The sequence below is a fragment of the Pseudomonas sp. PA-6-3C genome, from assembly GCF_021605825.1.
GTDB classification, from domain to species: Bacteria; Pseudomonadota; Gammaproteobacteria; order Pseudomonadales; family Pseudomonadaceae; genus Aquipseudomonas; species Aquipseudomonas edaphica.
The window spans coordinates 59,702-82,756 of sequence record NZ_WKDV01000022.1; the positions used below are offsets into that span (position 1 = coordinate 59,702).

A 23,055-nucleotide genomic window follows, 5' to 3' on the forward strand; every position below is an offset into this window, starting at 1 on the left:
ACGAATCAAGGCCTCCGCCGCTCCTATGCTTACCAATAACCTTTTCACGGCAATAGGAAACAGGCTTATGACGGCGGCGGATAACGATCATGTGAACTGGCTGGTGCAACAATCCATGCTCAATGCGGCGCGTCAGCGGGCAAGGCTGTACAGCGGGCAAGGGCGTTTGTGGCAGCAGCCGTATGCGCAGACCCGGCCGCGTGATGCCTCAGCGTTGTCGTCGGTATGGTTCACCGCTTATCCGGCCTCGATTGTGACCCGTGAGAACGGCACGGTGCTCGAAGCCCTGGGCGATGAAAGCCTGTGGCAGGCGTTGTCGAAGATCGGCATCCAGGGCATTCACAACGGCCCGTTGAAAAAGTCCGGCGGGCTCGACGGTACACGGCATACGCCGACCATCGATGGCAATTTCGACCGCATCAGCTTCGAGATTGACCCACAGCTGGGCACCGAAGCGCAGTTGCAGGCCCTGACGCGCATGGCCGCCGCGCACAACGCGGTGATCATCGACGATGTGATCCCCTCCCACACGGGCAAGGGCGCGGACTTCCGCCTGGCCGAGATGGCGTATGAGGACTATCCGGGGCTCTACCACATGGTCGAGATCCGCGAGGAAGACTGGCCGCTGTTACCTGACGTCGCCGAAGGGCGTGATGCGCAGAACCTCAGCCCCGCGCAGGTGGATGCGCTGCGCGACAAGCATTACATCGTTGGCCAGTTGCAGCGGGTGATCTTCTTCGAACCCGGCGTCAAGGAAACTGACTGGAGTGCAACCCCGGTAGTCATCGGTGTGGATGACAAGCCGCGCCGCTGGGTGTACCTGCATTACTTCAAGGAAGGCCAGCCGTCATTGAACTGGCTGGACCCCTCGTTTGCCGCGCAGCAGATGATCATCGGCGACGCCCTGCATGCCATTGATGTGATGGGCGCCAAGATCCTGCGCCTGGACGCCAACGGCTTCCTCGGCGTGGAACGCAAGCTGGACGGCACTGCCTGGTCGGAAAGCCACCCGTTGTCGATCACCGGCAACCAGTTGCTGGGCGGGGCGATTCGCAAGGCGGGCGGGTTCAGCTTTCAGGAGTTGAACCTCACTGTCGACGATATTGCCGCCATGTCCCACGGCGGCGCCGACCTGTCCTATGACTTCATCACGCGCCCGGCGTATCAGCATGCCTTGCTGCTGGGCGACACCGAATTTCTGCGCCTGATGCTGCGTGAGATGCACAGCCAGGGCATTGACCCAGGCTCCTTGATCCATGCGCTGCAAAACCACGATGAGCTGACCCTGGAGCTGGTGCATTTCTGGACCCTGCACGCCCACGACAGTTACCTCTACCAAGGCCAGACGTTCCCCGGCAACAGCCTGCGTGAGCATATCCGCGAGCAGATGTACGAGCGCCTGGCCGGCGAGCATGCGCCGTATAACCTCAAGTTCGTCACCAATGGGGTTTCCTGCACCACCGCCAGCATTATCACGGCGGCCCTGGGCATCCGTGACCTGGAGGCGATCACGCCGGCCGATATCGAGCAGATCCGCCGGATCCATGTGCTGCTGGTGATGTACAACGCCATGCAGCCTGGGGTGTTTGCCCTGTCGGGTTGGGACCTGGTCGGCGCGTTGCCGTTGGCGGCCGATGCGGTAGCCCATTTGATGGGCGATGGCGACACGCGCTGGATTCATCGCGGCGCCTATGACCTGGTGGATTTGAACCCGGATGCTGAGCTGTCCGCCGGCCAGATGCCAAGGGCGAAAACCCTCTACGGCAGCCTCAACAGCCAGTTGCAGGACCCGGATTCGTTCGCGTCACAGCTGCAGAAAATTCTCGCGGTGCGCAACGCCTATGGAATCGCCGCCAGCCGCCAGATCCTGGTGCCGGATGTGGAGCACCCGGGGCTGCTGATCATGGTTCACGAGTTGCCGGCCGGGAAGGGCACGCAAATCACTGCGCTCAACTTCGGCAGTACGGCGCTGACCGAAACCCTGCACCTGCCCGACATTGCGCCGGGGCCGGTGGTGGACATCATCAATGAGCGGGTCGAGGGCGATCTCACCGCTGAAGGTGAGTTCACCATCACGTTGGACGCATATGAGGGGCTGGCGCTGCGGGTGGTCAGCCTGTCGCCGATGCTTTAGGGGCGCGAAGCGCTGATCGCCTGGTCGATCAGCGCTGATTATGCATTTGCCGGGAGAATGAATAACATGCAATGTTCGCATTATTAAATAAATGAATATGCGCTTGATGAATTTTGTTGTTCGGGCTAGCGTAGTGCCAATGGCCACTTTCGAGTACCGGCCACTGACCTGCCGAGGAATTTCCCATGCCTTTAGTTCGAATCGACCTGGCTGCCGACACCTCCACTGAAACCGCCGCTGCAATTGGTGACGTGATCTACGCCGCCATGACCAGCGTGGCCAATGTGCCTGAGCACGACAAATTCCAGATCATCAATCGTCACGCCAAGGATGAGTTGGTGTATCCGGCAGCGGGTTATCTGGGGATTACCTACACGCCGAACATCGTGTTTATCCAGGTGACCTGGAGCGCCGGGCGTAGCATCGCAGTGAAAAAGGCTTTTTATAAATGTATCGCTGAGGGCATCCACGCCAAAACCGGGCTGCGCAAAGAAGATGTGTGGATCAACCTGGTGGATGTGAAACGCGAAGATTGGTCGTTTGGCAACGGAGAGATGCAGTACGTGCCCGACGAGTGAGGCAGGCCCGCAAGCAGGCGGCGACTCAGTGATGAGTCGCCGCCGTTTTTATTGGGCGTTCAACGCTTGTAGAAACTGGGTGTGTTTCAGCGTTTGCGAGAACATCGGCAAGGTGAAGTTCTCGGCGGCGTGTTGTTGCTCATCACTGAAGGTCGCGGTGCAGTCGGTCAACGTCACCACGTCGTAGCCTTTCTCATAGCCCGAACGAACCGTGCCTTCAACGCAGCAATTGGTCAAAAAGCCTGCGACGACCAGGTTCTGGATGCCGTTGTTGCGCAGCACCAGGTCCAGGCCGGTGGTGGCAAACGCATCCAGGCCGCGTTTGCCTTCTATGAGGATGTCAGCCGGCTCACGGCTCAGCGCTTCGGTGATTTCAGCGCCCCAGCTGTCGGCCCGGAAGGCACTGCCGTCTGCCACACCCTTGAGAATGCCGTAGGAGCGGTGCGTCAGCTCGGGGTAGCCGTCGGCAAATTGAATCGGCATATGGATGATCTTCACACCAAGTTTTCGGGCTTGCTCAACGGTGGTTGCAGTGTTCGCCAGCATGTCGGTGCTGTGCATGACGCCTTTGACCGCGTCGTGAAACACCCCACCCGCAGTGGTGAAGTCATTTTGGAATTCAATCAGGACCAATGCGGTTTTCGTCGGGTTCATAGTGATGCTCCGTCAGGTGGTTTTTCACAACAGCAGTTATAGGCGCCAAATCCAAGGGCCGCACTCTTCGTGTGGGAGCGGGCTTGCCCGCGAATGCGGTGGGTCAGTCAAAATCCAGGTGTCTGACATACTGTATCTCACTAAAAAGCCGCCAGTCACAAGATAGCAACGCTGCCCAGGCACAGTGGCGCACCGGTACTCGGACGTACCTTTGTGCGGATTGAATCATGCTGCGAAACATCGGCTTTTGGCTGGGCCTTTTCATGTTGACGCCTGGGTTGGCCCTGGCTGCCCGCGCCACTTTTGTGACGCGGGACATTACATTTGCCAACGCTGATGTTGCACTGGCCGGCACGGTTTACCTGCCCGAGCATCCAGTGGCCGGCGTGGTGCTGGTACACGGTTCCGGCCAGATGCCGCGTATGAGTAGTTTTGCCACAACCCTGGCCCAACGTGGCATCGCGGTGTTGACCTATGACAAACGCGGCGTCGGGCAATCTGGCGGTGTGTACGCTGGCCCGGAAGTCGGCGGCAATAACCTCGACGCTTCCAATCTGGCGGCGCTGGCGGGTGATGCGAATGCGGCGCTCGTGGTGTTATCCACCACGCTTGCGGCCAACCCAGTGCCCGTTGGGCTGGTGGGTTTCAGCCAGGCGGGCTGGATCATTCCCCTTGCCGCCGAGCGTAATCGGAGCATCAACTTCATGGTGCTATTCAGCGGCCCACTGCTGACGACACTTGAGCAGCTACGGTTCCAGTTTCTGACCCAGGGCAAGGCAGATTTCTGGCATACCCACAGCGAGGCCGATGCCCGCCAACATATCGCGCAAGACCCGGACCGCTATGATTTTGCCGCTACCGACCCACGCGCCGCACTCGCCAGCATCTCGGTGCCGGGGCTCTGGTTGCTGGGCGGCCAGGACCTGCAAACCCCGGCGTTCATGGCCATCGAACGGCTGGGTGCGCTTAAAGCCCAGGGCAAACCCTTTGAATACCGGCTGTATCCCGAGTTGGGGCACAACGTCTCGCCCGGCGGTGCAGGCCAGTCGGTTGATGATGCGGTTAAGTGGATCAAGGGCGTGAAGCTAACCCGTTGACAGCATTCATTTGGCATCGTGAAAGATGATGCCCAGCGTGTGGCGCTCTCCGCGATGCAGGCGGCTCACCCCATGACGCACGCTGACTGTGCAAAAACCACGCGCGGAACGTGCCGGGCGGCTGTTGACGGCAAAGATCAGTGCCTGGCCTTGTTCAAGGGGCACTACCTCAGCCCGTGCGGGTTTGCTGGAGCCGGTGTGAGTGAGCACGAACTCACCCCCTTCGAAGTCCAGGCCTGGCTGGTCCAGCAGGAACACCGCCTGAAACGGAAACACCTGCTCGCCATACAAGTCCTGATGCAGGCAGGTGTAGTCATTTTGCCGATAGCGCAGCATCAGCGGCGTGGGCCTGCATTGGCCGGCCTGGTGACATAGCGCTTTGAATTCCACATGGGTGTCGGGGAATCGTTGATTCATCTTCAGCGCCGCGTGCCAGCGGTTGGCGACTGGTGCGAGGCGCGCGTAAAGATGCGAGCGCAGGCTGTCGACGAGTGCCGGCAGCGGGTAGCGAAAGTACTGGTATTCACCTCGCCCGAAGGCGTAGCGCTGCATGACGATGCGGCTGCGAAAGTGACTTTCATCAGCATAGAGTGCCGCGAGTTGCCGGCAAGTTTGCCGAGTCAACAGTCGTGGCAGCAGGGCGAAGCCGTCGTTCATCAAGGCCGCTTCGATCATTGGCCAATCGAGATTTTCCAGGTGAGTGTTCATAAAGGCTGCTGAAGTTTCCATTGGCGATACTCGGCCGGCATGCACACGGCGCAAGGGCGATAGCCCGCTGCGATGGCGCTGGATTGATTGAGGAAAAACACCCGGTGCTGCACATAGCAGCCACGGGCGATGGCGTGCAGTGCCGCACGGCAATCCAGCGTGCCGTAGCGTTTACCGCGTCGATGACCAGCCAATGTGCCCGGTTCGGCGCTTGAGTAGGCTTGGCCATCGCTGCCCAATAGCCGCCACATGCGCTCGTCAGTCATGCGCCGCCCCAGGGCATAAGTGAAAACTGAGCAAAAAACCGCGCCGTTCGCCGCTTCGGACGCTGCTGATCGCGTGTTTCATATTCACCCGGTAGTAACCCTTGCTGCCCTTGAACGGGCGGTGTGCCGTGGTGATCACGGCCAGATCGCCGCGCTGCAACGGCACCACCATCGGCCGTGATTGCATTCTGGGGCGTTGCTCGGTAAGGACACATTCGCCGCCGGTGAAATCCTCGCCGGGCGCAGACAGCACGCCGGCCAACTGAAATGGAAATACGTGCTCGCCCTCGGCGTCCTGCCCCAGCGCCTGGTGCTCGTCTTTGCGCAGGCATGTCAGTTGGGGCAGTGCTTGCTGCTGGCCGACGGCGCGGCACTGCGCATGAAAGTCGGTGAGTTGGGGAGGGTAGCGGTAGGGCAGTTGCAGGATGTCGTTCCACCGGTTGGAAACCTGTGCCAATGGCGGATAAAAGCCGTTCAGTAGGTGGGTGAACAAGCCTGGGACCTCAAGCCCGAACATGCCGGGCAGCACGACGAAACCTTCGCGGTCGAGTTCCAGGCCGATGGTTTGCCAATCCAGGCGTTCCAGGGTGGCGGCAAGGGGAGTCATGAAAGCCTCGGTCACTGTGCATTTGCGCCAGTGTAGGCAGGCGCCAAATCACTGAAACTCCGGTTCTTGCGACGCAATTCTCCCTGGCTGACCGAACATTGATCTCGGTCAGGTGCCCCGCCTGACAGGCCTTTTAACCTTGCGCTTCCATCAAAGGCCAGGGACGGCTCAATGCGAGCCTGTGGCCGTGCACCTCAAGGAAGAGTCTGCCATGCGATCACTGAAGATCATCTTGTTGTCCTCTGCATTCAACGGTTTGACCCAACGGGCCTGGCTGGATTTGCGCCAGTCTGGTTTCGACCCCAGCGTGGTGCTGTTCACCGATGAAGCCACGGTGTGCCGGCAAATCGAGGCGGCGGACGCCGACCTGGTGATCTGCCCGTTTCTCAAGGACCGCGTGCCGCAGCAGTTGTGGAGCAACCTCGACCGCCCGGTGGTGATCATTCATCCGGGTATTGTCGGTGACCGTGGCGCCAGCGCGCTGGACTGGGCCATCACCCAGCAGGCCCGTCGCTGGGGCGTCACCGCATTGCAGGCGGTGGAGGAGATGGACGCAGGGCCGGTCTGGTCGACCTGTGAGTTCGACATGCCCGCCGAGGTGCGAAAGTCCGAGTTGTACAACGGCCTGGTGAGTGATGCTGCGATCACCTGTATTCGCGACGTGGTGGAAAAATTCACCCGTGGTGTGCTCCCCGCGCCACTGGATTACACGCAGCCCAACGTTATCGGGCGCTTGCAGCCGAACATGAAGCAGGTAGACCGTGCTTTCAGCTGGCACGACTGCGCGCGCTTCATAAAACGCAGCATCGACGCCGCCGACGGCCAGCCGGGTGTGTTGGCCAGTATCCACGGCGAGCAGTATTACCTGTACGACGCGCACCTGGATGCACGCCGGGGCCTGCCGGGTGAAATGCTCGCGGTACAGGAGGATGCGGTATTGGTCGCAGCCGGCGATCAGAGCGTGTGGGTCGGCTCACTTAAACGCAAGGCCCAGCCAGGCGAGGAAACCTTCAAGTTGCCGGCCCGTCACGTGTTGGCCGGGCGCCTGGCGCGTGTGCCCGTGCTGGACAGCTCAATTGCCCACCAAGCCTTCAATGAGCAGGCCTATCAACCGATTCGCTACCGTGAATGCGGCGATGTCGGCGAATTGACCTTCGAGTTCTACAACGGCGCCATGAGCACTGAACAATGCCAGCGGCTGGTCGTTGCACTGCGCTGGGCCAAGGCACGGGACACCCAGGTGCTGCTGATCAAGGGCGGGCGCGGCAGCTTTTCCAACGGCGTACACCTCAACGTCATCCAGGCCGCACCCGTGCCAGGGCTGGAGGCTTGGGCAAATATCCAGGCGATCGATGATGTGTGCCAGGAACTGCTGACGGCCCGCCAACTGGTGGTCAGCGGCCTGACCGGCAGTGCCGGTGCCGGCGGTGTAATGCTGGCCCTGGCGGCCGATATCGTCTTCGCCCGTGCCGGCGTAGTGCTCAACCCGCATTACAAGAGCATGGGCCTGTATGGCTCCGAATACTGGACCTACAGCCTGCCGCGTGCGGTGGGCAGTGAAATTGCCCATAAGCTCACTGAAGAGTGCCTGCCGATCAGCGCCATTCAGGCACAGCAGTGGGGCATGGTGCAGGACATTGGGCCACGTTGCCCGAGTGCGTTCAGTGCATGGTTGCTGCAAGCGGCCCAAGGCGCGCTGAGCGATGAGAAATACGCCGCGCAACGCATGCGCAAAGCCACTATCGACCTTGAGCCAATGGATCGCTGCCGCCAAAACGAGTTGGCCCAGATGGAACTGGACATGGTGCACAACCGCCAGCAGTTTGCCGAGAAGTGCCGCAACTTTGTGTTCAAGCGTAAAGCCTGCCAGACGCCGCAACGGTTGATTGCGCCGTGGGCGTTGGCGCGTAAGGGCGAACTGGTCGACTGAGCGGTATTGCGCTGCCCCATGTGCTTGCGAGTGCCATATCCCATGCGCGATGATCTGGCACTGTCAGCGCCTGGAGTACAGTGATGCAATCGCTACCCATCCCGCCCTCCATCAAGGGCACGTTACTTGAGCTGCGCCCGCTGAAAGCCGGGGATTTCGAGGCCCTGTATGGCGTCGCCTGCGACCCGTTGATCTGGGCCCAGCACCCCAGCCCCACGCGCTACCAGGAACCGGTGTTTCGCGAATGGTTCGAGCAGGCGCTGGCATCCCCCAGCGTACTGGTGGTGATCGACCTTGAGAGCAACAGGGTGGTGGGCAGCTCTCGTTACTACGACTTCAGTGAGCCGCAACGTGAGGTGGCCATCGGTTACACGTTTCTGGCGCGTGAAAAATGGGGCGGCGGGGCCAATGGCGAGCTTAAGCAACTGATGCTCAAGCACGCCTTTCAGTGGGTCGATACCGTATGGTTCCACGTCGGCGCCGACAATATTCGCTCGCAGCGGGCGATGGAGAAAATCGGCGGGCAGCTTTCGCATACCTCAATAAAAACCTTCGCAGGGCGTTCGCAAGAGAATCGTTTTTATAAAGTTGAGCGAGCTGCATTTGAGCGAGCCGAAACAGGCAGCTGAAACCAAAACCTGACGCCAGCCTAAATGGCAGGGCCTTTGAGCTCGATCCGATTATCATCCGGGTCATTGAAATAGATCGACCAGCCTGTCCCGTCTGCGCCATAGCGCTTCTGCGCCTTTTCCGCAAACACACCCGCCTCAGCCAAGTGGTTGAGAATCGCGGACTCATCAAAAGGCTCAACCCTGAGGCAAACGTGATCGACGTTATGCCTCTGCTTGCCCGCCGGCTCCCCACCCTCACGGCCGATCGACCCGTTCACATCGACCAGGTCAATCAGGGACGTCCCGGCACTCAGGTGGATCATGCCGAGGTCGTCACGGCGTTTTTTGACCTCACAGCCCAGTACCGAGGTGTAAAACGCCAGGCTGCGGGTGATGTCTTTCACGCGTAAAACAACATGATCTATATGTTGGATTGAAAAGGTGCGCATTGCGATCATTCCTGTTTGATCATTGGTTTTGGTGTCGCCAAAGTCTTCAACTTAGCTGATTCTGGAAAACGAGTGCTGCATTTAACCCGTGGCATCGGCCCAGGACAGTCCGCCAACCCGCTTGGTGCAATGCCAGGTTGGCTGCGTAGATCACTGATCTGACAAGGTTTTTCAGCTCAGGATGAGCACGATAAAGGTGCGCCTCGACCTTGCATCCAAGCGCCGGGGTCTATATATTCCCAACCCTGCAACACCGCGCTACCGCCCGAATGGCGAAACTGGTAGACGCATGGGACTTAAAATCCCCCGCTCGTAAGGGCGTCCCGGTTCGATTCCGGGTTCGGGCACCATAGATATCAAGGGCTTGCATGATTTTTCATGCGAGCCCTTTTTCGTTTGTGCTCCCCCAAATTAGAAAACTCCACCGCTCGTTTTGTCGGCATGACATGTTTGCCGATCCTTTTGCGTGTGTAGCCATCCTGACATTCCCCTGATCCTTCGCGACCTTTGCTTCTACTCAGAGCAAAGCGGCAACGCGTTGATTCTTTGTTCGGTTTTTGTAACAGATTGTTTGCGGCAGGCGCAGAAACCTATAAAGTTAACCTTTCGGTCAGCTTTGCACTGTCAACTCCAGCCTTTTGTTTCCAGCGAAAGCGCTCCTGCAAGGATCGAGACCCCCAGAACATAACTAAAAGGGCGGACCCATAACCGCCCAGAGGATGATCCATGTCCAACCGTGATATTTCCCGGCGCTCGTTCCTTCAGGGTGGGCTGGTGGCGGGTGTGAGCGTGACGCTTACACCGCTCAGCACCCAGGCGCTGGCTGCCTTGATGGAAAACAGCGTGACCGTGCCGTCCGAGCAATGGCTGGGCAACAACGGCAAGGCGCGCTCGCGTAACGACGCCTTGTCCAAGGTCTGCGGGAGCAAGGTCTTTGCCCGCGACATCCGCGCCAAGGACATGCCGGGCTGGCCGCAGCAGCAGGGCCACGCCATGTTGCTGAAAACAACCAAGGCCGATCGCATCTACGCCGGCTACGATCTGTCGTGGCTCGGTGCCGATTTGCAGCCTGACCGCATTGTGACCGCCGCCGACCTGGACAAGGACGGTATCGTCTTCCCGGAAGAACACGCGCCGGATCCGCTGCTGCCGGAAGGCAAGGTGCCGATGTTCATCGGTCACCCTGTGGCGATCCTGATCTGGAACGACTTCGAGCGTTTCCGCCAGGCCAAGGCCAAACTCAAATTCAATGACAAAGCCATCCGTTACGGCGCCCAGGTGCCGTACTACGAACGTGACCCATACGGCAGCTTCCGCTACGTGCGCGTCGGCGGTGCGACCTCGGCGGACGAGGATGAATTCGCCAGCCTCAAGGATTCGATCCTGTTCCCCATGCTGAAAAACCGTCGCCCGGTGTGGAATTCCCAGCCGGACCTGCACGGCAACCTGACCGAGCGCGGGCTGTTTTACGCCGACCGGATGCAGCAGCAAATCGACGCGCCGCCCGACAACTGGCTGGTGTTCGACGAGCGCTACAAAACCCCGTCGATTGAACCGGCGGCGATGGAACCGGACAATGGCAACGGCTGGTACGACCCGGCCACCAAAACCTTGCACTTTGTCGTCGCGACTCAGTGCCCGCTGGAAGCCGCCACCGAAACCGCAAAAATGATCGCGCCATCGCGCTTCGGCCTGGCGAACCTGAACATGCACCCGGGCTACACCGTTGGTTACGGTTCCAAGGATCACAACATTTTTGTCTACTACGCAGCCCTCGCCGCGTTGTATGGCGCCGGTGTCCCGGTGCGCCTGGCCAACGACCGCTATGAGCAGTTCCAGAGTGGCATCAAGCGTCACCCGTTCGACATCCGTTACCAATTGGCGGTGGACAAGAACGATCACAGTTTCCAGATTTTTCGCGCCGAGATGAACGTCGATGGCGGCGGGCGGATCAACTACAGCCCTTCGGTGGCGGCGGTTGGCGCCACGGCAGCGCAGTCGATTTACTACATGCCGCAGAACGATTTGCAGGTCACGGCCTACCATTCCCGCGCGGTTGAAGCGGGTTCGATGCGCGGTTACGGCACCCTGCAGAGCATGGCCTCGACCGAGATGATGGTCGACGAAATCGCCGGGCGTCTGGGCATCGACGCCATCGACCTGCGCAAGAAAAACGCCATGCTCTCGGGCATGAAAAACACCCAGGGCGCGGTGCCGGCCGGGGCATTGCGCTTACACGAGATTCTCGACAAAGCGGCTGCCCACGACGTCTGGAAAAACCGCGACCAGATCAAAAAGATGCGCGAAGCCGCTGACCCGGATAACTGGTATGGCGTGGGTTTTGCCATCTGCCAGAAAGACTTCGGCACCGGTTCCGAGGCACCGATGGCCAGCATCGAATTCACCGCCGAAGGCCACGTGACGTTGCGCCATATCGGCATTGAAATCGGCACCGGCATGTCCACCTCGCAAGCGCTGGTGGTGGCGGATTTCATCGGCATTCCGGCCACGCAAGTGAAGACCGGCGAAACCGAATGGGAAGAGTTGCAACTGATCACTGGCGGCAACCCTTACGTCATGAGCCAGGCCGAGCAGGATGGTTTTTTGCGCAACCCACGTTGGGTCGGCAAACTGGCGTCGGCCTCGTCGGCGACCAATTCTGCGTATTACTTCAGCCACGCCACCCGTGAAGCCTCTCGGGTGCTGTTCAACCACGGCCTGTGGCCGGCGGCGTTGCAGATCTGGGGCCAAGGCCCTTACGGCGGCCAGGCCAACCCGTATGTGGTGCGCCGCGAAGACGCGCATTGGGTGGACGGCAAACTTACCGCCAATGGCATGCAGCCGCTGAGTTTTGCGCAATTGGCCAAACACGCCCATGAAAAAGGCCTGGTGACCGGCGCTACCGTGCACGGCTTTAACCGCTGGAGCTGGGCCGAGGCCGATTACAGCATCGACGGCGTGCGTGAACGCCTGCCGCTTGACGGTCTGGCCGTGAAGTACGGCGACGGCGCGCCGAAGGCGAAACAGGCGCAAATGACCAGCAACGGTTTCCACCTGCTGGATCGCCAGAACGTCCACTACCCGGACACCCAGTTGAACAACGCGGCGGTGACTTACTACAGCCCGGTCGCGACGCTGGTGGAATTGAAAGTGAACAAGGGCTCCGCCGACGTGCAAGTGCTCAACCATCACTCGTGGGTCGAGTGCGGTCGGGTGCTGGTGGAAGAGCTGGTCAAGGGTCAGCTCGAAGGCGGGATCGCCATGGGCATTGGCCATGCGTTGATGGAAGAGATGCCGCTGTACGAAGGCGGGCCGGGGGAGGGTGACTGGAATTTCAACCGTTACCGTTTGCCGATGGCCCGCCACGTTGCGGTGTGGAACCAGACGGCCGAAATCCTGGCGCCGCTGTCGCCGAGCGACCCGTCCAAGGGCATTGCCGAAGTGGTGATGATCCCGATTGTCGGCGCCATCGGTAACGCCGTGGCCCACGCCATCGGCAAACGTGTCCGCGACCTGCCCATCACTTCTGCGCGCATCAAGGAGGCCCTCAATGGCTAACCGTCCGTTTCAACTGACCCTCAACGGTCAATCCGTCGGCCCGGTGGACATCCCTGATGACCTGCCGATGATCGATTACCTGCACGAATACAAAAACCTCACCGGCTCGCGGCTCGGCTGCGGCCAGGGCATTTGCCACGCCTGTGTGGTGATCGTCGACAACCCGGACGGCACCAGCGAAGAAGTGCGCACCTGCATCACGGGGGCACACTATTTCGAAGGCAAAAAAGTCCGCACCATCGAAGGCCACGCAACCCGCGACGATCAGGGTAAAGTCACTGAGCTGAACCCGATCCAGCAGCGTTTTGTCGATGAATTCGCCTTCCAGTGCAGCTACTGCGCGCCGGGTTTCGTCAATGCCGCGACCGTGCTGGTCGAGAAGCTGCAGCGTCAGCCCATCGTCAAAAGCCAGCTGGAAAAAGTCATTGAGGACAGCCTCGGCCACCACATCTGCCGCTGCACCGGCTACGTGCGTTACTACAACGCGACCCGCAACGTGCTGACCGATCTCGGCCTGGTCAAGGAGGGTTAAGCATGAAACAACTACTTTCCCGCCTTGCGCTGGCGGTTGGCCTGGCTACGCCGGTGTTGTTGGCGCACGCGGATGATCAAGTCAAACGCGGCGAATACCTCGCCCGCGCCGCTGACTGCATGGCCTGCCACACCGCACCGGGTGGCGCACCGTTTGCAGGCGGTCTGCCGATCATTTCGCCGTTCGGCACCATCTATGGCACCAACATCACCCCGAGCAAAGAGCACGGCATTGGCCTGTACACCGATGACGAATTCTTCGCCGCGCTCACCGAAGGCAAACGCCGGGACGGCGCGAATCTGTACCCGGCGATGCCGTACACCTCGTACCACTTGATGCCCCGTGCAGATTCGGACGCGATCCATGCGTACCTGAAAACCATCGAGCCTATCGAGCGTGCGGCGCCGGTTACCCGCCTGAGCTTTCCGTTCAACGTTCGTCTGGGCCTGATGGGCTGGAACATGCTCTACGGCAAGGATGTAAAACTTGCCCCGACCGAGGGCAAAAGTGAAGCATTCCAGCGTGGCCAATACATGGTCGAGGTGCTCGGCCACTGCGGCGAATGCCACACGCCTCGGGGCTTGCCCGGCGCAATGCAGCAGGATAAACGCCTGACCGGCGGCCTGCTCAATGGCTATCTGGCACCCAGCCTGTTGGCCAATGACCTGGCCGCTCGCGGCTGGAATCATCAGGACCTGAGCACGTTCCTCAAGCACGGCATGAGTGCCCAGGGCACGATGTTCAATGAGATGTTCCCGGTGTTCCACAACAGCACCCAGGGCCTTACCGATCCGGACCTGGCCGCCATGGCGACTTTCCTGCTGGGCGATCAACCGCCGGTGGCCAAGGTGCTGAGCGAGACGTCGCTGGACGCCATGAGCCCAAGCGCCCAACGCGGCCGCCAGGACTATCTGAACGTCTGCGCCGGTTGCCACGCGCCGAACGGCGAGGGCAAGCCGCACATCGCGGTGGCCATGCGCGGCAACACCACGCTGCGCCTGGAAGACCCGCGCAACCTGCTGGGGGTGATCGAGGACGGCATCGGCGAGCAGCAATTCACCGGGTTCGAGCGCATGCAACCGATGCCGGGCTTTGCCGACAAGCTCAATCACCAACAGCTGACCGACCTGCTCAACTATCTGCGCCAGGGTTGGGGTGGCCAGTCGAGTGAGCTGGCGGTCAGCGACGTGCAGAAGTTGCAGGCCGATGCACCGCCAGCCGAGCACAAGGCGCACTGACACCTAGCATCTGCTGCAGGATCCCGATGGGAACCGGGTTAATCTGTTTTCAACGCCTGAACAGCTCAGACAAATGGCTGCCCACTGAAACCGCGTGGCAGGCGCTGCAGCCCAGGCAAGTCGGTGAGGCGTTGCGTCCAGGCACTGCGCCAGTCAACGGCAGTATGGGTTTTGGCTTTGCGCGCGGAGCGGCGGGCAGCGTTGCGCTGGGTGCGGCGCGCTTCTTTGTAGGCGTCGGTATTGCGGCAGGTGCGGCATTTGACTCGGTTCAGCTCGGTGCTGGACGTGAGGTTGGTGCCGTGATGGCCGCAAGCCAGATGCCCGGCGACCTTGAAGTGAGTGACCATGTAAGCGTCTCCTTCTTATGGGGGTACGCGCGGCCATAAAGCAGCGGCGGCGCGTGGGCAGGGCGCGGGCAAACAACCCCGCACCCTCAGGGTTGTGACCTCGCAGGCGGCGCGGCGTTCGGTTTTATTCCGGGGGCAGTTCACGTTACCCTGCGGTGCCAACAATCATGAAAAGGAGTGAGTGATGAGCGTCGAAACCTTGCCGCTGGAAGGCAGTTGTCGTTGTAACCGGGTGCGTTTCAGTGTGAGTTTGCCGCCGGTAATCACCATGGCGTGCCATTGCAACGGCTGCCAGAAGATGACCGCCAGTGCGTTTTCCCTTAGCGCGTTGATTCCGGCCGCAGGCTTCACCGTGACCCAGGGTTGCCCGGTGATAGGTGGCTTGCACGGCGTGGACCGCCATTATTGCTGCCCGCACTGCATGAGCTGGCTGTTTACGCGCCCCCATGGCATCGATGAGTTCGTCAATGTGCGCGCAACCTTGCTGGATAACGCCCGCGATTACGTGCCGTTCATGGAAACCTGGACCAGCGAAAAACTGCCTTGGGCCGCGACGCCGGCGCTCGAAAGCTTCGCGCAACTGCCCGAGCCGCAGGACTTCCCGCGCTTGATGCAGGCTTACGCCACCTTCAGTGCCCGCTGAGTTCAATCAATCAGGGCCAGCAAGTCGGTATCACCGACGTCCACGCCCGCCTGGGTCAGCAACGTGGTTGCCTGGCCTCGGTGGTGGGTCTGGTGGTTGAAAAAATGCACCAGCAGCGCGAAGAACGGCTTGTGGTTCGCCACGCCGCGCATGTTGTGGTACTGCAGGCGCTGGTCCAGATCGGGCTCGCGCAGGCTGTTGGCCCAGTCGATGATCAGTTGGTCCAGCCAGGTGCGGCGGGCCGCCAGCTCCCGCAGGTTGGCGAAAGCCAGTTGCTTCAAGTCAGAGGGCGTGGCAATCGACGTTAATGGCGCCAGCCGGGCAAAGCCTGTCGGATGCTCGGCAAATCGCTTGAGCCACACCGTGTCCCCCAGCGTCAGGTGATTGAGTGTGCCGAGGATCGAGCCGAAGAACGCCTGCCGGTCCGTGGTCAGCTCTGCGTCGGTAAGCTGGCTGGCGGCGGCATAGACTTTGCGGTTCATCCACTGGTTGTAGTCAGCCATCAACACTATGTGCTCAAGACGGTTCACAAGGTTTCTCCTTCAACGTGGTGAGGCCATCATAAGGCGTGCCCGCTCGGCGGTCTTGGTGTTCCTGCGCAGGCGGGCTATGGTTGTTGAACGCCAATATTACGCTGCGGGAGAGTGACACCATGAATACCGGCAATTTACTGGAACAACTGCTGCGTGCCAGCCAGCAAGGCGGCGGCTCAGGCGGTGCGCAGGGCGGTGGGCTCGGCGGCCTGGGTGGTTTGCTGGGCGGCCTGTTGAACAGCTCCGCCAGCGGCACCAACGCTTCGGCAGGCGGTGGGCTGGGTGGTTTATTAGGTGGCCTGGGCGGATTGTTGGGCGGTGCACCTGCAGGTGGCACCCCCCAAACGCGCTCCGGTGGGATGAACTACGCAGCATTGGCCTCCTTGGGCATGGCGGCTTTCCAGGCGTACCAGGCCTGGCAACGCCAGCAGGCCAGCGCACCGCAGCAAGCCATCCAGACGGTTGACCAGCTTGATGGTCCGGAAGCTGAAGCTCATAGCCATGCGGTGTTACGCGCTCTGATTGCGGCAGCGAAGGCCGACGGCAGTATCGATGACAACGAGAAGCAAATGATCTCAGCCGAGATAGGCCGCCATACCGACGACCCTCAATTGCAGCAGTGGCTCGACGAAGAAGTCGCCAAGCCGCTGAACGCCGCCGATTTTGCCGAATATGCCGGTGACGGGGCGATGGCGGCCGAGGTCTACCTGGCCAGCGTGATGCTGGTTAATGACCAGGCGCCGAAGGAGCGCAGCTATCTAGACGAACTGGCGGCGCAGTTGCGACTCGAACCAGAGTTGCAACTACACCTGGAGCAGCAAGCTAAAAAACCTTAAAAACGCACGGTCGCGCCGGTGGTCAACCATTGGTTGTGATCACCGGTGAGGCTCTGCCCGACCACCACATCCACATCCACCAGTTTGCCCACATGGAACCGCGGCCCGGCCTGCCAAGCCTGGTCGCCGCCTTCCTGGCCGTAGCGCTCCCCGATCAGCGTGAGCGCGTCTGCCAACTGGTACTCAAAGCCTGCGCCCCACGTCAGGCGGTGGTTTTGTTCACCGCCGTTGTAGGCATGGGTCCAGCCGCCATTGAGGCTCAGGCGCAATGCCTGCACCGGTTGCCAGGTCAACGGTACATTAAAGTCCGCGCCGTCGAATGCATGCTGGCGGTCCAGGGCAAAGTGGCTGGTGGCAGACACCGCGATTTGCAGCCCCAACGCCTCCTGCGACCACACTTGGGCCTTTACCTGCGGGCTGATTTGCGTCTCGGCATCCCCCGCATTGCTGGCGCGCGACAGTGCTGCACTCCATTCCACGGCAGGTAGCGCGCTGAAGGTACACGCCGGGTTAAGCGTCTGGTTATGAATGTTGCCTTGATGCCGGTTGGCGGTGTACCAGGCGTCGACGCTGCACTCGCCCGGATCGTTGATCCCGCCGTCGTCGACCACATAGGAACCGCCGGCCGCCTGGGCTTTTGAAAACAGCGCGATCAGTAAAATAAGGCCCAGTGTGGTGCCGATAAAGATCAGGTTACGTTGCAGCGCGCGGCGCTTGGCCGGTGGCAGCAACAGCAGGGTGTGGCGAGCGCCGCGATAATGGCGCGCGCGATATTTGGCAAACCCGTCGTGACGGTCAGGGCTGTGTTTTTTGTGCATGATGCACCTCTCTTGAATTCAGCTTTCTACGGTCAGCACCGAAATGCCGCTGGCTTTGGCCTGGCAGACCAGCTCCGAGGTGTCGTCACCACCCGGCAGGGCGATGATCACGTCGGGGCGGCTGTCGGCGAGCATGAAATGGTTGCGCTGGCGTTCCGCCTGCTTGCCGTGGCGTTGCCAATTGGGCGGGTAGCGCACCACGTCGATGCTCATTTCCCGCGCCCATTCCTCGATGTCGCTGCCCAGGAACTGGTTGCCGCCGTGTATCAATACCTGCACCGGGCGCAAGCGGTGGTAGGCGTCCAGCACTTGGCGGGTCTTTTTGGTGTCGGCGTAATGACGACCTGCACAGATCAGGATGCGCATAGTCAGGGTCCTTGTGATGCACGGTGGCGATCGGGCGACCGCCACCGTTTAAACGGCGGGGGTGATCAGTACCACTGCTTGAAGCGGCGGATGTAGATCGTTTTCATCAGTTGGGCCACGCAGCAGTAGGCGAGCAGGGTACCGACCAGCCATGGGAAGTACGCCAGCGGCAGCGGCTCCAGGCCGACCAGGGTGCCCAGCGGCGAGAACGGCACGTAGATCCCCAGGCAGATGACGATAGTGGTCATCATCAACACCGGCCAGGCAGCCGTGCTCTGGAAGAACGGGATCTTGCGGGTGCGCAACATATGCACCACCAGGGTTTGCGAGAGCAGGCCCTCGATAAACCAGCCGGACTGGAACAGCGTCTGCATTTCTACGCTGTTGGCGCTGAACACGTACCACATCAGCGCAAAGGTGGTGATGTCGAAGATCGACGAGGTCGGCCCGATCCAGATCATGAAGCGGCCGATGTTTTTCGCATCCCACTTGCGCGGTTTGGCCAGGTATTCCTTGTCCATCTTGTCCCACGGCAAGGCCAGCTGGGAGATGTCGTACATCAGATTTTGCAGCAGCAGGTGAATCGCCAGCATCGGCATGAACGGGATGAACGCACTGGCCACCAGCACCGAGAACACGTTGCCGAAGTTGGAGCTGGCGGTCATGTTCAGGTACTTCATGATGTTGCCGAAGGTTTCGCGGCCCTTGAGCACGCCTTCTTCGAGCACCATCAGGCTCTTTTCCAGCAGGATGATGTCGGCCGATTCCTTGGCGATATCGGTGCCGCTGTCCACCGAGATACCGACGTCGGCATCACGCAGCGCCGGGGCATCGTTGATGCCGTCGCCGAGGAAGCCCACGGTGTGGCCGTTGGCTTGCAAGGCTTTAAGTACGCGGGACTTCTGCAGTGGCGTGAGCTTGGCAAACACTGTGCGTTCTTCGACGCGACGCAGCAGCGTGGCGTCGTCCATCGCTTCGATTTCCACACCCAGCAGCGGCTGGCCGGGTTCGAGGCCGACCTGGCGGCAGATCTTGCTGGTGACCACAGCGTTGTCACCGGTCAACACTTTTACCGCTACGCCGATTTGTTGCAGTGCGGCAATCGCCGGGCCTGCGGTTTCCTTGGGTGGATCAAGGAAGGTCAGGAAACCCTGGATCACCAGGTTGCGCTCATCGGCCGTTGTGTACTGCTGGCGCGCCATGGATTTAGGGATATTGCGGGTCGCCACCACCAAGACGCGGAAGCCGTCTTCGTTGTAGTCGTTGGCCAATGCCAACAGTTCTTCACGACGTTGATCATCCAGCGGCACGGCGGTGCCACCTTCGAGCGTGTGTGTGGAGATGCTCAACATCTCTTCCACGGCGCCCTTGCACACCAGCAACTGGTCGCCGGCCGTGTCGCGTACCACAATCGACAAGCGACGGCGTACGAAGTCGAACGGCAGTTCATCGACCTTGCTGTAGGCCAGTGGCAACTGGAACTTGGGGTTCTGCTCCGAGAACTGCACCACGGCCTGGTCCATCAGGTTCTTCATGCCGCTCTGGTGGAAGCTGTTGAGCCAGGCCAGGGACAGCACTGCGTCATCACGCTGGCCGAAGGCGTTGACGTGATGCTCAAGGATGATCTTGTCCTGGGTCAGCGTGCCGGTCTTGTCGGTGCACAACACGTCCATCGAACCGAAGTTCTGGATCGCATTGAGGCGCTTGACCACCACTTTGCGCTTGGCCATGGCGGTAGCCCCCTTGGCCAGGTTGGCGCTGACGATCATCGGCAGCATTTCCGGGGTCAGGCCCACGGCCACCGCCAGGGCAAACAGGAAGGCATCGCCCCAGTCACCCTTGGAGAAGCCATTGAGGAAGAACACGATCGGCACCATCACCAGCATGAAGCGGATCAACAGCCAGCTGACGCTGTTCACCCCACGGTCGAAGGCGGTTTGCACGCGGGAGCCGACAATTGCCTTGGCCAGGGAGCCGAAGTAAGTGCGCGGCCCGGTAGCGACCACCACGGCCTTGGCGCGGCCGCTGACCACGTTGGTGCCCATGAAGCAGATGTTCGGCAGGTCCAGCAGGTTGCCTTGGTCGGCCGCCAGTGTAGAGGCGGATTTTTGCGTGACATCGCCCAGGGTGTCGTACTTCTCTACCGGCAAGGCTTCGCCGGTCAGCACGGCCTGGCTGATAAACAGGTCGCGGGATTCGATCAGGCGGATATCGGCCGGAATCATGTCGCCGGCAGACAGCTGCACGATGTCACCGGCGACCAGGTCGCGCATCGGCACTTCGCGCAGGATCGGCTGGCTGCCGACTTGCTCGCGGCGCAATACGGTGGCGGTGGTGCGCACCATGGCTTTGAGGGCTTCGGCGGATTTGGCCGAGCGGTGCTCCTGCCAGAAACGCAGCAGGCTGCTGAGCAGCACCATGGTCATGATGATGATGACCTTGGTCAAATCCACTTCTTCACCGGCCTGCAATGGTAACCAGTAGTCAGTGACAAAGCTGATCCCGGCGAGCGTCAGCAGTACATAGATGAACGGGTTGTTCAGTGCCTGCAGGAACTGGACGATGGCGTGAGGCGGCTTGTCGTGGGCCACTTCGTTGTAGCCTTCGCGTTGCAGACGTGCCGAAGCGTCCAGTTCGGTCAGGCCGTCCTGGGTGGCACGCACATTGGCGAGGGTGGCCGACAGGCCGTTCTGGGCTTCACGGGCGGCACGCATCGACAGTTTGGTGTCGGTGTCGGTGCCATTCTTTTTGTGCAGAGGCGTGTTTTTTACGGCGCTCATTGTCTGTACTCCTGTCGCCAATTCTCGACAAAACATACCCGGTACTTACCTGAATACAGGCGAGCGAAAGCATGCCGAGCCGCGGACTTCGCGATCGGTTTAAATAGGGTGTTCACATAACTTCTACAGCGCCCGCCAAGTGCGCGTTAGTTAACTGGCGCGCAGCGGGCTACTACTGGATGTGTTCATAACGAACTCCAGAATAATTATCAGGAAGTTGCTGTTTCCAGCTGGTTTAAGCGGCGCGATTGCTCAGGTAAAAACCGAGCAACAGGCTGGCTTGAGCCAGGGTGGAAACCTGAGGTCTCTGCGGGTCTTGAGGGTCGGCGTGGTCCCAGTGCTGCAGCAATTGGCCGCTGGCAGGGCAGACACGCCAGTGCGCCAGCGGGGGAGCTGGGCGCAGCTGATCTTTACTGGCTAGGGGAGAGGGTGCAGCAAAGGCCGAGCGGGTAGGTGAAAAGCCAGCGGGCTCGCGGCACAGCTTGGCGCGCAGGGCTGCGGCTAGCGTGCGAATGTCAGGCAAAACAATCAGTTGAAAGGTCATAACACACCTCGGGACCGGACGGGCGACCGGTGAGGCAGTTACGGTGGAGCATCAAGCTCTAGCGCAGCTTACCGGACCTGGAAGGCGAGTCCTGTCATATTCTGGGTTTGGCGCCCGATGCCCGCGTGAACGGTGCTCGGACAGCGACTAGATACTGTGTCCATTGGCTTCTTTTGTGAGGTTTAAAAAAGGCCCCAGTTGTGGGCAGGGGCAATCTACTTAGCTGGTTGCAAAATGTCAACGCAGGATGAGTTAAATTACCCTGTGTTCAGAGTTCATTCAGATAAGAGGCGCAGACAAGTTTCACCTTATATAACTTCATATGCCTTGCGCGGCCAGAACTGCCAGATAAATCAATACCACACCACAGGCGCCATAACTGATGCGTTGCCATAACGCTGAGGCGTTCTTGCGCAGCAGGTTGACCAACGCTGCAATCAGAAAGCAGGACAACACCGAGGCCAGCATAAAGCCTGCAAAAAACATCAGCGTTTGCCCATGGCTGGGCGCAGCCCCGACGATGCCGGACAAGGCGCTGCCCAGCGCGCCCCAATAGACGATATTTTTCGGGTTAGCCAGTGAAATCGCCGCGCCCACCGCCAGCGCATTTTTCCCGGAGCTGGCGGGCGCGTCGCTCGCCTCGGGCAAGCGCCAGGCATCAATCAAGCTGCGGATACCCAGCCAGGCCAGGTACAGCGCGCAGACCACCGTCAGGGGCACACGCACCGCGTCATGCTGGATCAGCAAGGCAATGCCGGTGAGACCGATCACCGCCCACACCGCATCGCCTACCAGCGAGCCGATCTGCACCAGCAAGGCCGGGGTAAAACCGTGCAGCAAGCCACGGCGCAACGTTTCCGCCAGCACGGCACCGGGCGAGAGGCAAAACACAAAACCGAATACCAGCGCATAAAAGAAGATCGTCAACATGCCCGCGTTCCTTCAAGAAAGTCCAGGCAGTGTGGCGATGGGGAAAGCGTTCGTCTTGAACCAGATTGCGCTGTTCAGCGCTTCAACACGCTTTGATAGCGGCCGGGCGTGATGCCATAGGCGGCGCGAAAATGGCGGTTGAGGTGGCTTTGGTCAGCAAAGCCCAAGTCATGGGCGACTTCGCCGGCCGCCACCCCGTTGCGCAACAGGCTTTTGGCGCGGCGGGTGCGCAGTTGCATCGCCCACTGGCGCGGGCTGAGTCCGGTTTCCTTCTGGAAAGCGCGCAGCAGATGGAATTTGGACAATCCCAGCTCATCGCCGAGGTGGTCCAGGGGCAACCCTTGATGCAAGTGTGCAGCGAGCAATTCCTGGGCTCGGCTGATCATGCTTTTGCCCGTTGCCATGCTGCCAGGCACACGTACACCACTGACGCCGACCACTTCACCCAGTAGCAACACCAACGCCTCTTCATTGAGATCGCGGACCAATGCATCGGTACTCAAGGCGCCTTTCACCGCTACAGCCAGGCGCTGCGCCAGATCAGGTTGAAAGCACAACGAGCGATCGAACTCCAGCTGCGCCAACCCAAGGTCAGCCGCCAGCTGATCGGCTGTGGCATACAGGCTGACAAAGTGCCAAGGCGCGCCTTGCGCCGCGCCGCCACCTTGAATCTGACCGGGGTTGTACAGGGTAATGCTGCCCGGTCCGGCCTCGAATTCGCGGCGGTCCAGCCAGACCTTTTCCTCACCGACCAGGTTGACGCCGATTACACACTCATCATGGCTGTGTCTGGCAAAGGTCAGGCCCGTGCAGGCTGTACTGCTGACTTCGTAGTTGCCCAGCAAGGCGTGGTGCAGAGTGCTCATGATTCAGCTCAGGATGCGGTTGGCACGAGC

The 23,055-nt window shown here is 60.5% G+C and carries 23 protein-coding genes and 1 tRNA gene; 11 read left to right on the top strand and 13 right to left on the bottom strand.

Annotated features, from left to right (window positions below):
* Positions 1-67: 67 nt before the first annotated feature.
* Positions 68-2,134, top strand: coding sequence for a maltose alpha-D-glucosyltransferase (gene treS / locus GIW48_RS16290; protein WP_099549697.1), 2,067 nt, complete (start codon positions 68-70; stop codon positions 2,132-2,134).
* Between the two features lie 185 nt (positions 2,135-2,319).
* Positions 2,320-2,712, top strand: a complete 393-nt coding sequence (locus GIW48_RS16295; protein WP_017138868.1) for a tautomerase family protein — start codon at positions 2,320-2,322, stop codon at positions 2,710-2,712.
* Positions 2,713-2,760: 48 nt separating this feature from the next.
* On the opposite strand, the gene GIW48_RS16300 is transcribed toward GIW48_RS16295, so the two are convergent.
* A complete protein-coding gene (locus GIW48_RS16300; RefSeq protein ID WP_236461009.1) occupies positions 2,761-3,366 on the bottom strand; it encodes a cysteine hydrolase family protein in 606 nt (201 codons plus the stop codon).
* Positions 3,367-3,593: 227 nt separating this feature from the next.
* Here GIW48_RS16300 and GIW48_RS16305 point away from each other — a divergent pair, with 227 nt between their 5' ends.
* Positions 3,594-4,463, top strand: a complete 870-nt coding sequence (locus GIW48_RS16305) for an alpha/beta hydrolase family protein (protein WP_236461011.1) — start codon at positions 3,594-3,596, stop codon at positions 4,461-4,463.
* A gap of 6 nt (positions 4,464-4,469) precedes the next feature.
* Here GIW48_RS16305 and GIW48_RS16310 read toward each other — a convergent pair whose 3' ends face one another.
* The 3 genes from GIW48_RS16310 to GIW48_RS16320 are packed head-to-tail and all read right to left on the bottom strand — an operon-like array spanning position 4,470 to position 6,044.
* A complete protein-coding gene (locus tag GIW48_RS16310; protein WP_176992169.1) occupies positions 4,470-5,171 on the bottom strand; it encodes a 2OG-Fe(II) oxygenase in 702 nt (233 codons plus the stop codon).
* Positions 5,168-5,437, bottom strand: a complete 270-nt coding sequence (locus tag GIW48_RS16315) for a metal-binding protein (RefSeq protein WP_099549701.1) — start codon at positions 5,435-5,437, stop codon at positions 5,168-5,170. The genes GIW48_RS16310 and GIW48_RS16315 overlap by 4 nt, the downstream gene beginning before the upstream one ends.
* The gene (locus GIW48_RS16320) at positions 5,430-6,044 is read right to left on the bottom strand and encodes a 2OG-Fe(II) oxygenase (RefSeq protein WP_236461013.1); all 615 of its coding nucleotides are present in this window, start codon (positions 6,042-6,044) and stop codon (positions 5,430-5,432) included. The genes GIW48_RS16315 and GIW48_RS16320 overlap by 8 nt, the downstream gene beginning before the upstream one ends.
* Positions 6,045-6,255: 211 nt before the next feature.
* On the opposite strand from GIW48_RS16320, the gene GIW48_RS16325 reads away from it, so the two are divergent.
* A complete protein-coding gene (locus GIW48_RS16325; RefSeq protein WP_236461015.1) occupies positions 6,256-7,974 on the top strand; it encodes a hydrogenase maturation protein in 1,719 nt (572 codons plus the stop codon).
* An 83-nt stretch (positions 7,975-8,057) separates the two neighbouring features.
* On the top strand, positions 8,058-8,603 hold the full coding sequence (locus tag GIW48_RS16330; RefSeq protein WP_236461016.1) for a GNAT family N-acetyltransferase: 546 nt from the start codon (positions 8,058-8,060) through the stop codon (positions 8,601-8,603).
* 20 nt (positions 8,604-8,623) lie between these two features.
* Here the strand turns inward: GIW48_RS16330 and GIW48_RS16335 are convergent, their stop codons facing one another.
* The gene (locus GIW48_RS16335) at positions 8,624-9,034 is read right to left on the bottom strand and encodes a VOC family protein (protein ID WP_017138850.1); all 411 of its coding nucleotides are present in this window, start codon (positions 9,032-9,034) and stop codon (positions 8,624-8,626) included.
* 263 nt (positions 9,035-9,297) lie between these two features.
* Here GIW48_RS16335 and GIW48_RS16340 point away from each other — a divergent pair.
* The 4 genes from GIW48_RS16340 to GIW48_RS16355 all read left to right on the top strand — a co-directional run bounded on the left by GIW48_RS16340 (position 9,298) and on the right by GIW48_RS16355 (position 14,362).
* Positions 9,298-9,384: transfer RNA gene (locus tag GIW48_RS16340), tRNA-Leu, on the top strand.
* 376 nt (positions 9,385-9,760) lie between these two features.
* On the top strand, positions 9,761-12,592 hold the full coding sequence (locus GIW48_RS16345; protein WP_236461017.1) for a xanthine dehydrogenase family protein molybdopterin-binding subunit: 2,832 nt from the start codon (positions 9,761-9,763) through the stop codon (positions 12,590-12,592).
* Complete coding sequence (locus GIW48_RS16350) at positions 12,585-13,124, top strand: (2Fe-2S)-binding protein (protein WP_017138848.1); 540 nt, start codon at positions 12,585-12,587, stop codon at positions 13,122-13,124. The genes GIW48_RS16345 and GIW48_RS16350 overlap by 8 nt, the downstream gene beginning before the upstream one ends.
* 2 nt (positions 13,125-13,126) lie before the next feature.
* Complete coding sequence (locus GIW48_RS16355; RefSeq protein WP_236461018.1) at positions 13,127-14,362, top strand: c-type cytochrome; 1,236 nt, start codon at positions 13,127-13,129, stop codon at positions 14,360-14,362.
* 65 nt (positions 14,363-14,427) lie between these two features.
* Here GIW48_RS16355 and GIW48_RS16360 read toward each other — a convergent pair whose 3' ends face one another.
* Complete coding sequence (locus GIW48_RS16360) at positions 14,428-14,709, bottom strand: hypothetical protein (RefSeq protein ID WP_017138846.1); 282 nt, start codon at positions 14,707-14,709, stop codon at positions 14,428-14,430.
* 184 nt (positions 14,710-14,893) lie between these two features.
* On the opposite strand from GIW48_RS16360, the gene GIW48_RS16365 reads away from it, so the two are divergent.
* Positions 14,894-15,352, top strand: a complete 459-nt coding sequence (locus tag GIW48_RS16365) for a GFA family protein (RefSeq protein ID WP_017138845.1) — start codon at positions 14,894-14,896, stop codon at positions 15,350-15,352.
* Between the two features lie 2 nt (positions 15,353-15,354).
* On the opposite strand, the gene GIW48_RS16370 is transcribed toward GIW48_RS16365, so the two are convergent.
* On the bottom strand, positions 15,355-15,882 hold the full coding sequence (locus GIW48_RS16370) for a DinB family protein (RefSeq protein ID WP_170037512.1): 528 nt from the start codon (positions 15,880-15,882) through the stop codon (positions 15,355-15,357).
* A gap of 122 nt (positions 15,883-16,004) precedes the next feature.
* Between GIW48_RS16370 and GIW48_RS16375 the strand changes: the two genes are divergently transcribed.
* Entirely contained in the window at positions 16,005-16,721 is a 717-nt protein-coding gene (locus GIW48_RS16375; RefSeq protein ID WP_170037509.1) for a tellurite resistance TerB family protein, read from the top strand.
* On the opposite strand, the gene GIW48_RS16380 is transcribed toward GIW48_RS16375, so the two are convergent.
* From GIW48_RS16380 to GIW48_RS16405, 6 genes are all read right to left on the bottom strand, one after another.
* Positions 16,718-17,539, bottom strand: a complete 822-nt coding sequence (locus tag GIW48_RS16380; RefSeq protein WP_170037506.1) for a hypothetical protein — start codon at positions 17,537-17,539, stop codon at positions 16,718-16,720. The two genes, GIW48_RS16375 and GIW48_RS16380, sit on opposite strands and share 4 nt — an antisense overlap.
* Positions 17,540-17,557: 18 nt before the next feature.
* Complete coding sequence (locus GIW48_RS16385) at positions 17,558-17,905, bottom strand: DUF2493 domain-containing protein (RefSeq protein ID WP_026013827.1); 348 nt, start codon at positions 17,903-17,905, stop codon at positions 17,558-17,560.
* 65 nt (positions 17,906-17,970) lie between these two features.
* Complete coding sequence (mgtA, locus tag GIW48_RS16390; RefSeq protein ID WP_176992180.1) at positions 17,971-20,685, bottom strand: magnesium-translocating P-type ATPase; 2,715 nt, start codon at positions 20,683-20,685, stop codon at positions 17,971-17,973.
* 235 nt (positions 20,686-20,920) lie between these two features.
* Positions 20,921-21,229: a hypothetical protein gene (locus GIW48_RS16395; RefSeq protein ID WP_099549718.1), complete on the bottom strand. Its 309-nt coding sequence runs from the start codon at positions 21,227-21,229 to the stop codon at positions 20,921-20,923.
* 318 nt (positions 21,230-21,547) lie between these two features.
* Complete coding sequence (locus tag GIW48_RS16400; protein WP_017138838.1) at positions 21,548-22,159, bottom strand: LysE family transporter; 612 nt, start codon at positions 22,157-22,159, stop codon at positions 21,548-21,550.
* A gap of 74 nt (positions 22,160-22,233) precedes the next feature.
* On the bottom strand, positions 22,234-23,025 hold the full coding sequence (locus GIW48_RS16405; protein WP_017138837.1) for an AraC family transcriptional regulator: 792 nt from the start codon (positions 23,023-23,025) through the stop codon (positions 22,234-22,236).
* Positions 23,026-23,055 lie beyond the last annotated feature (30 nt).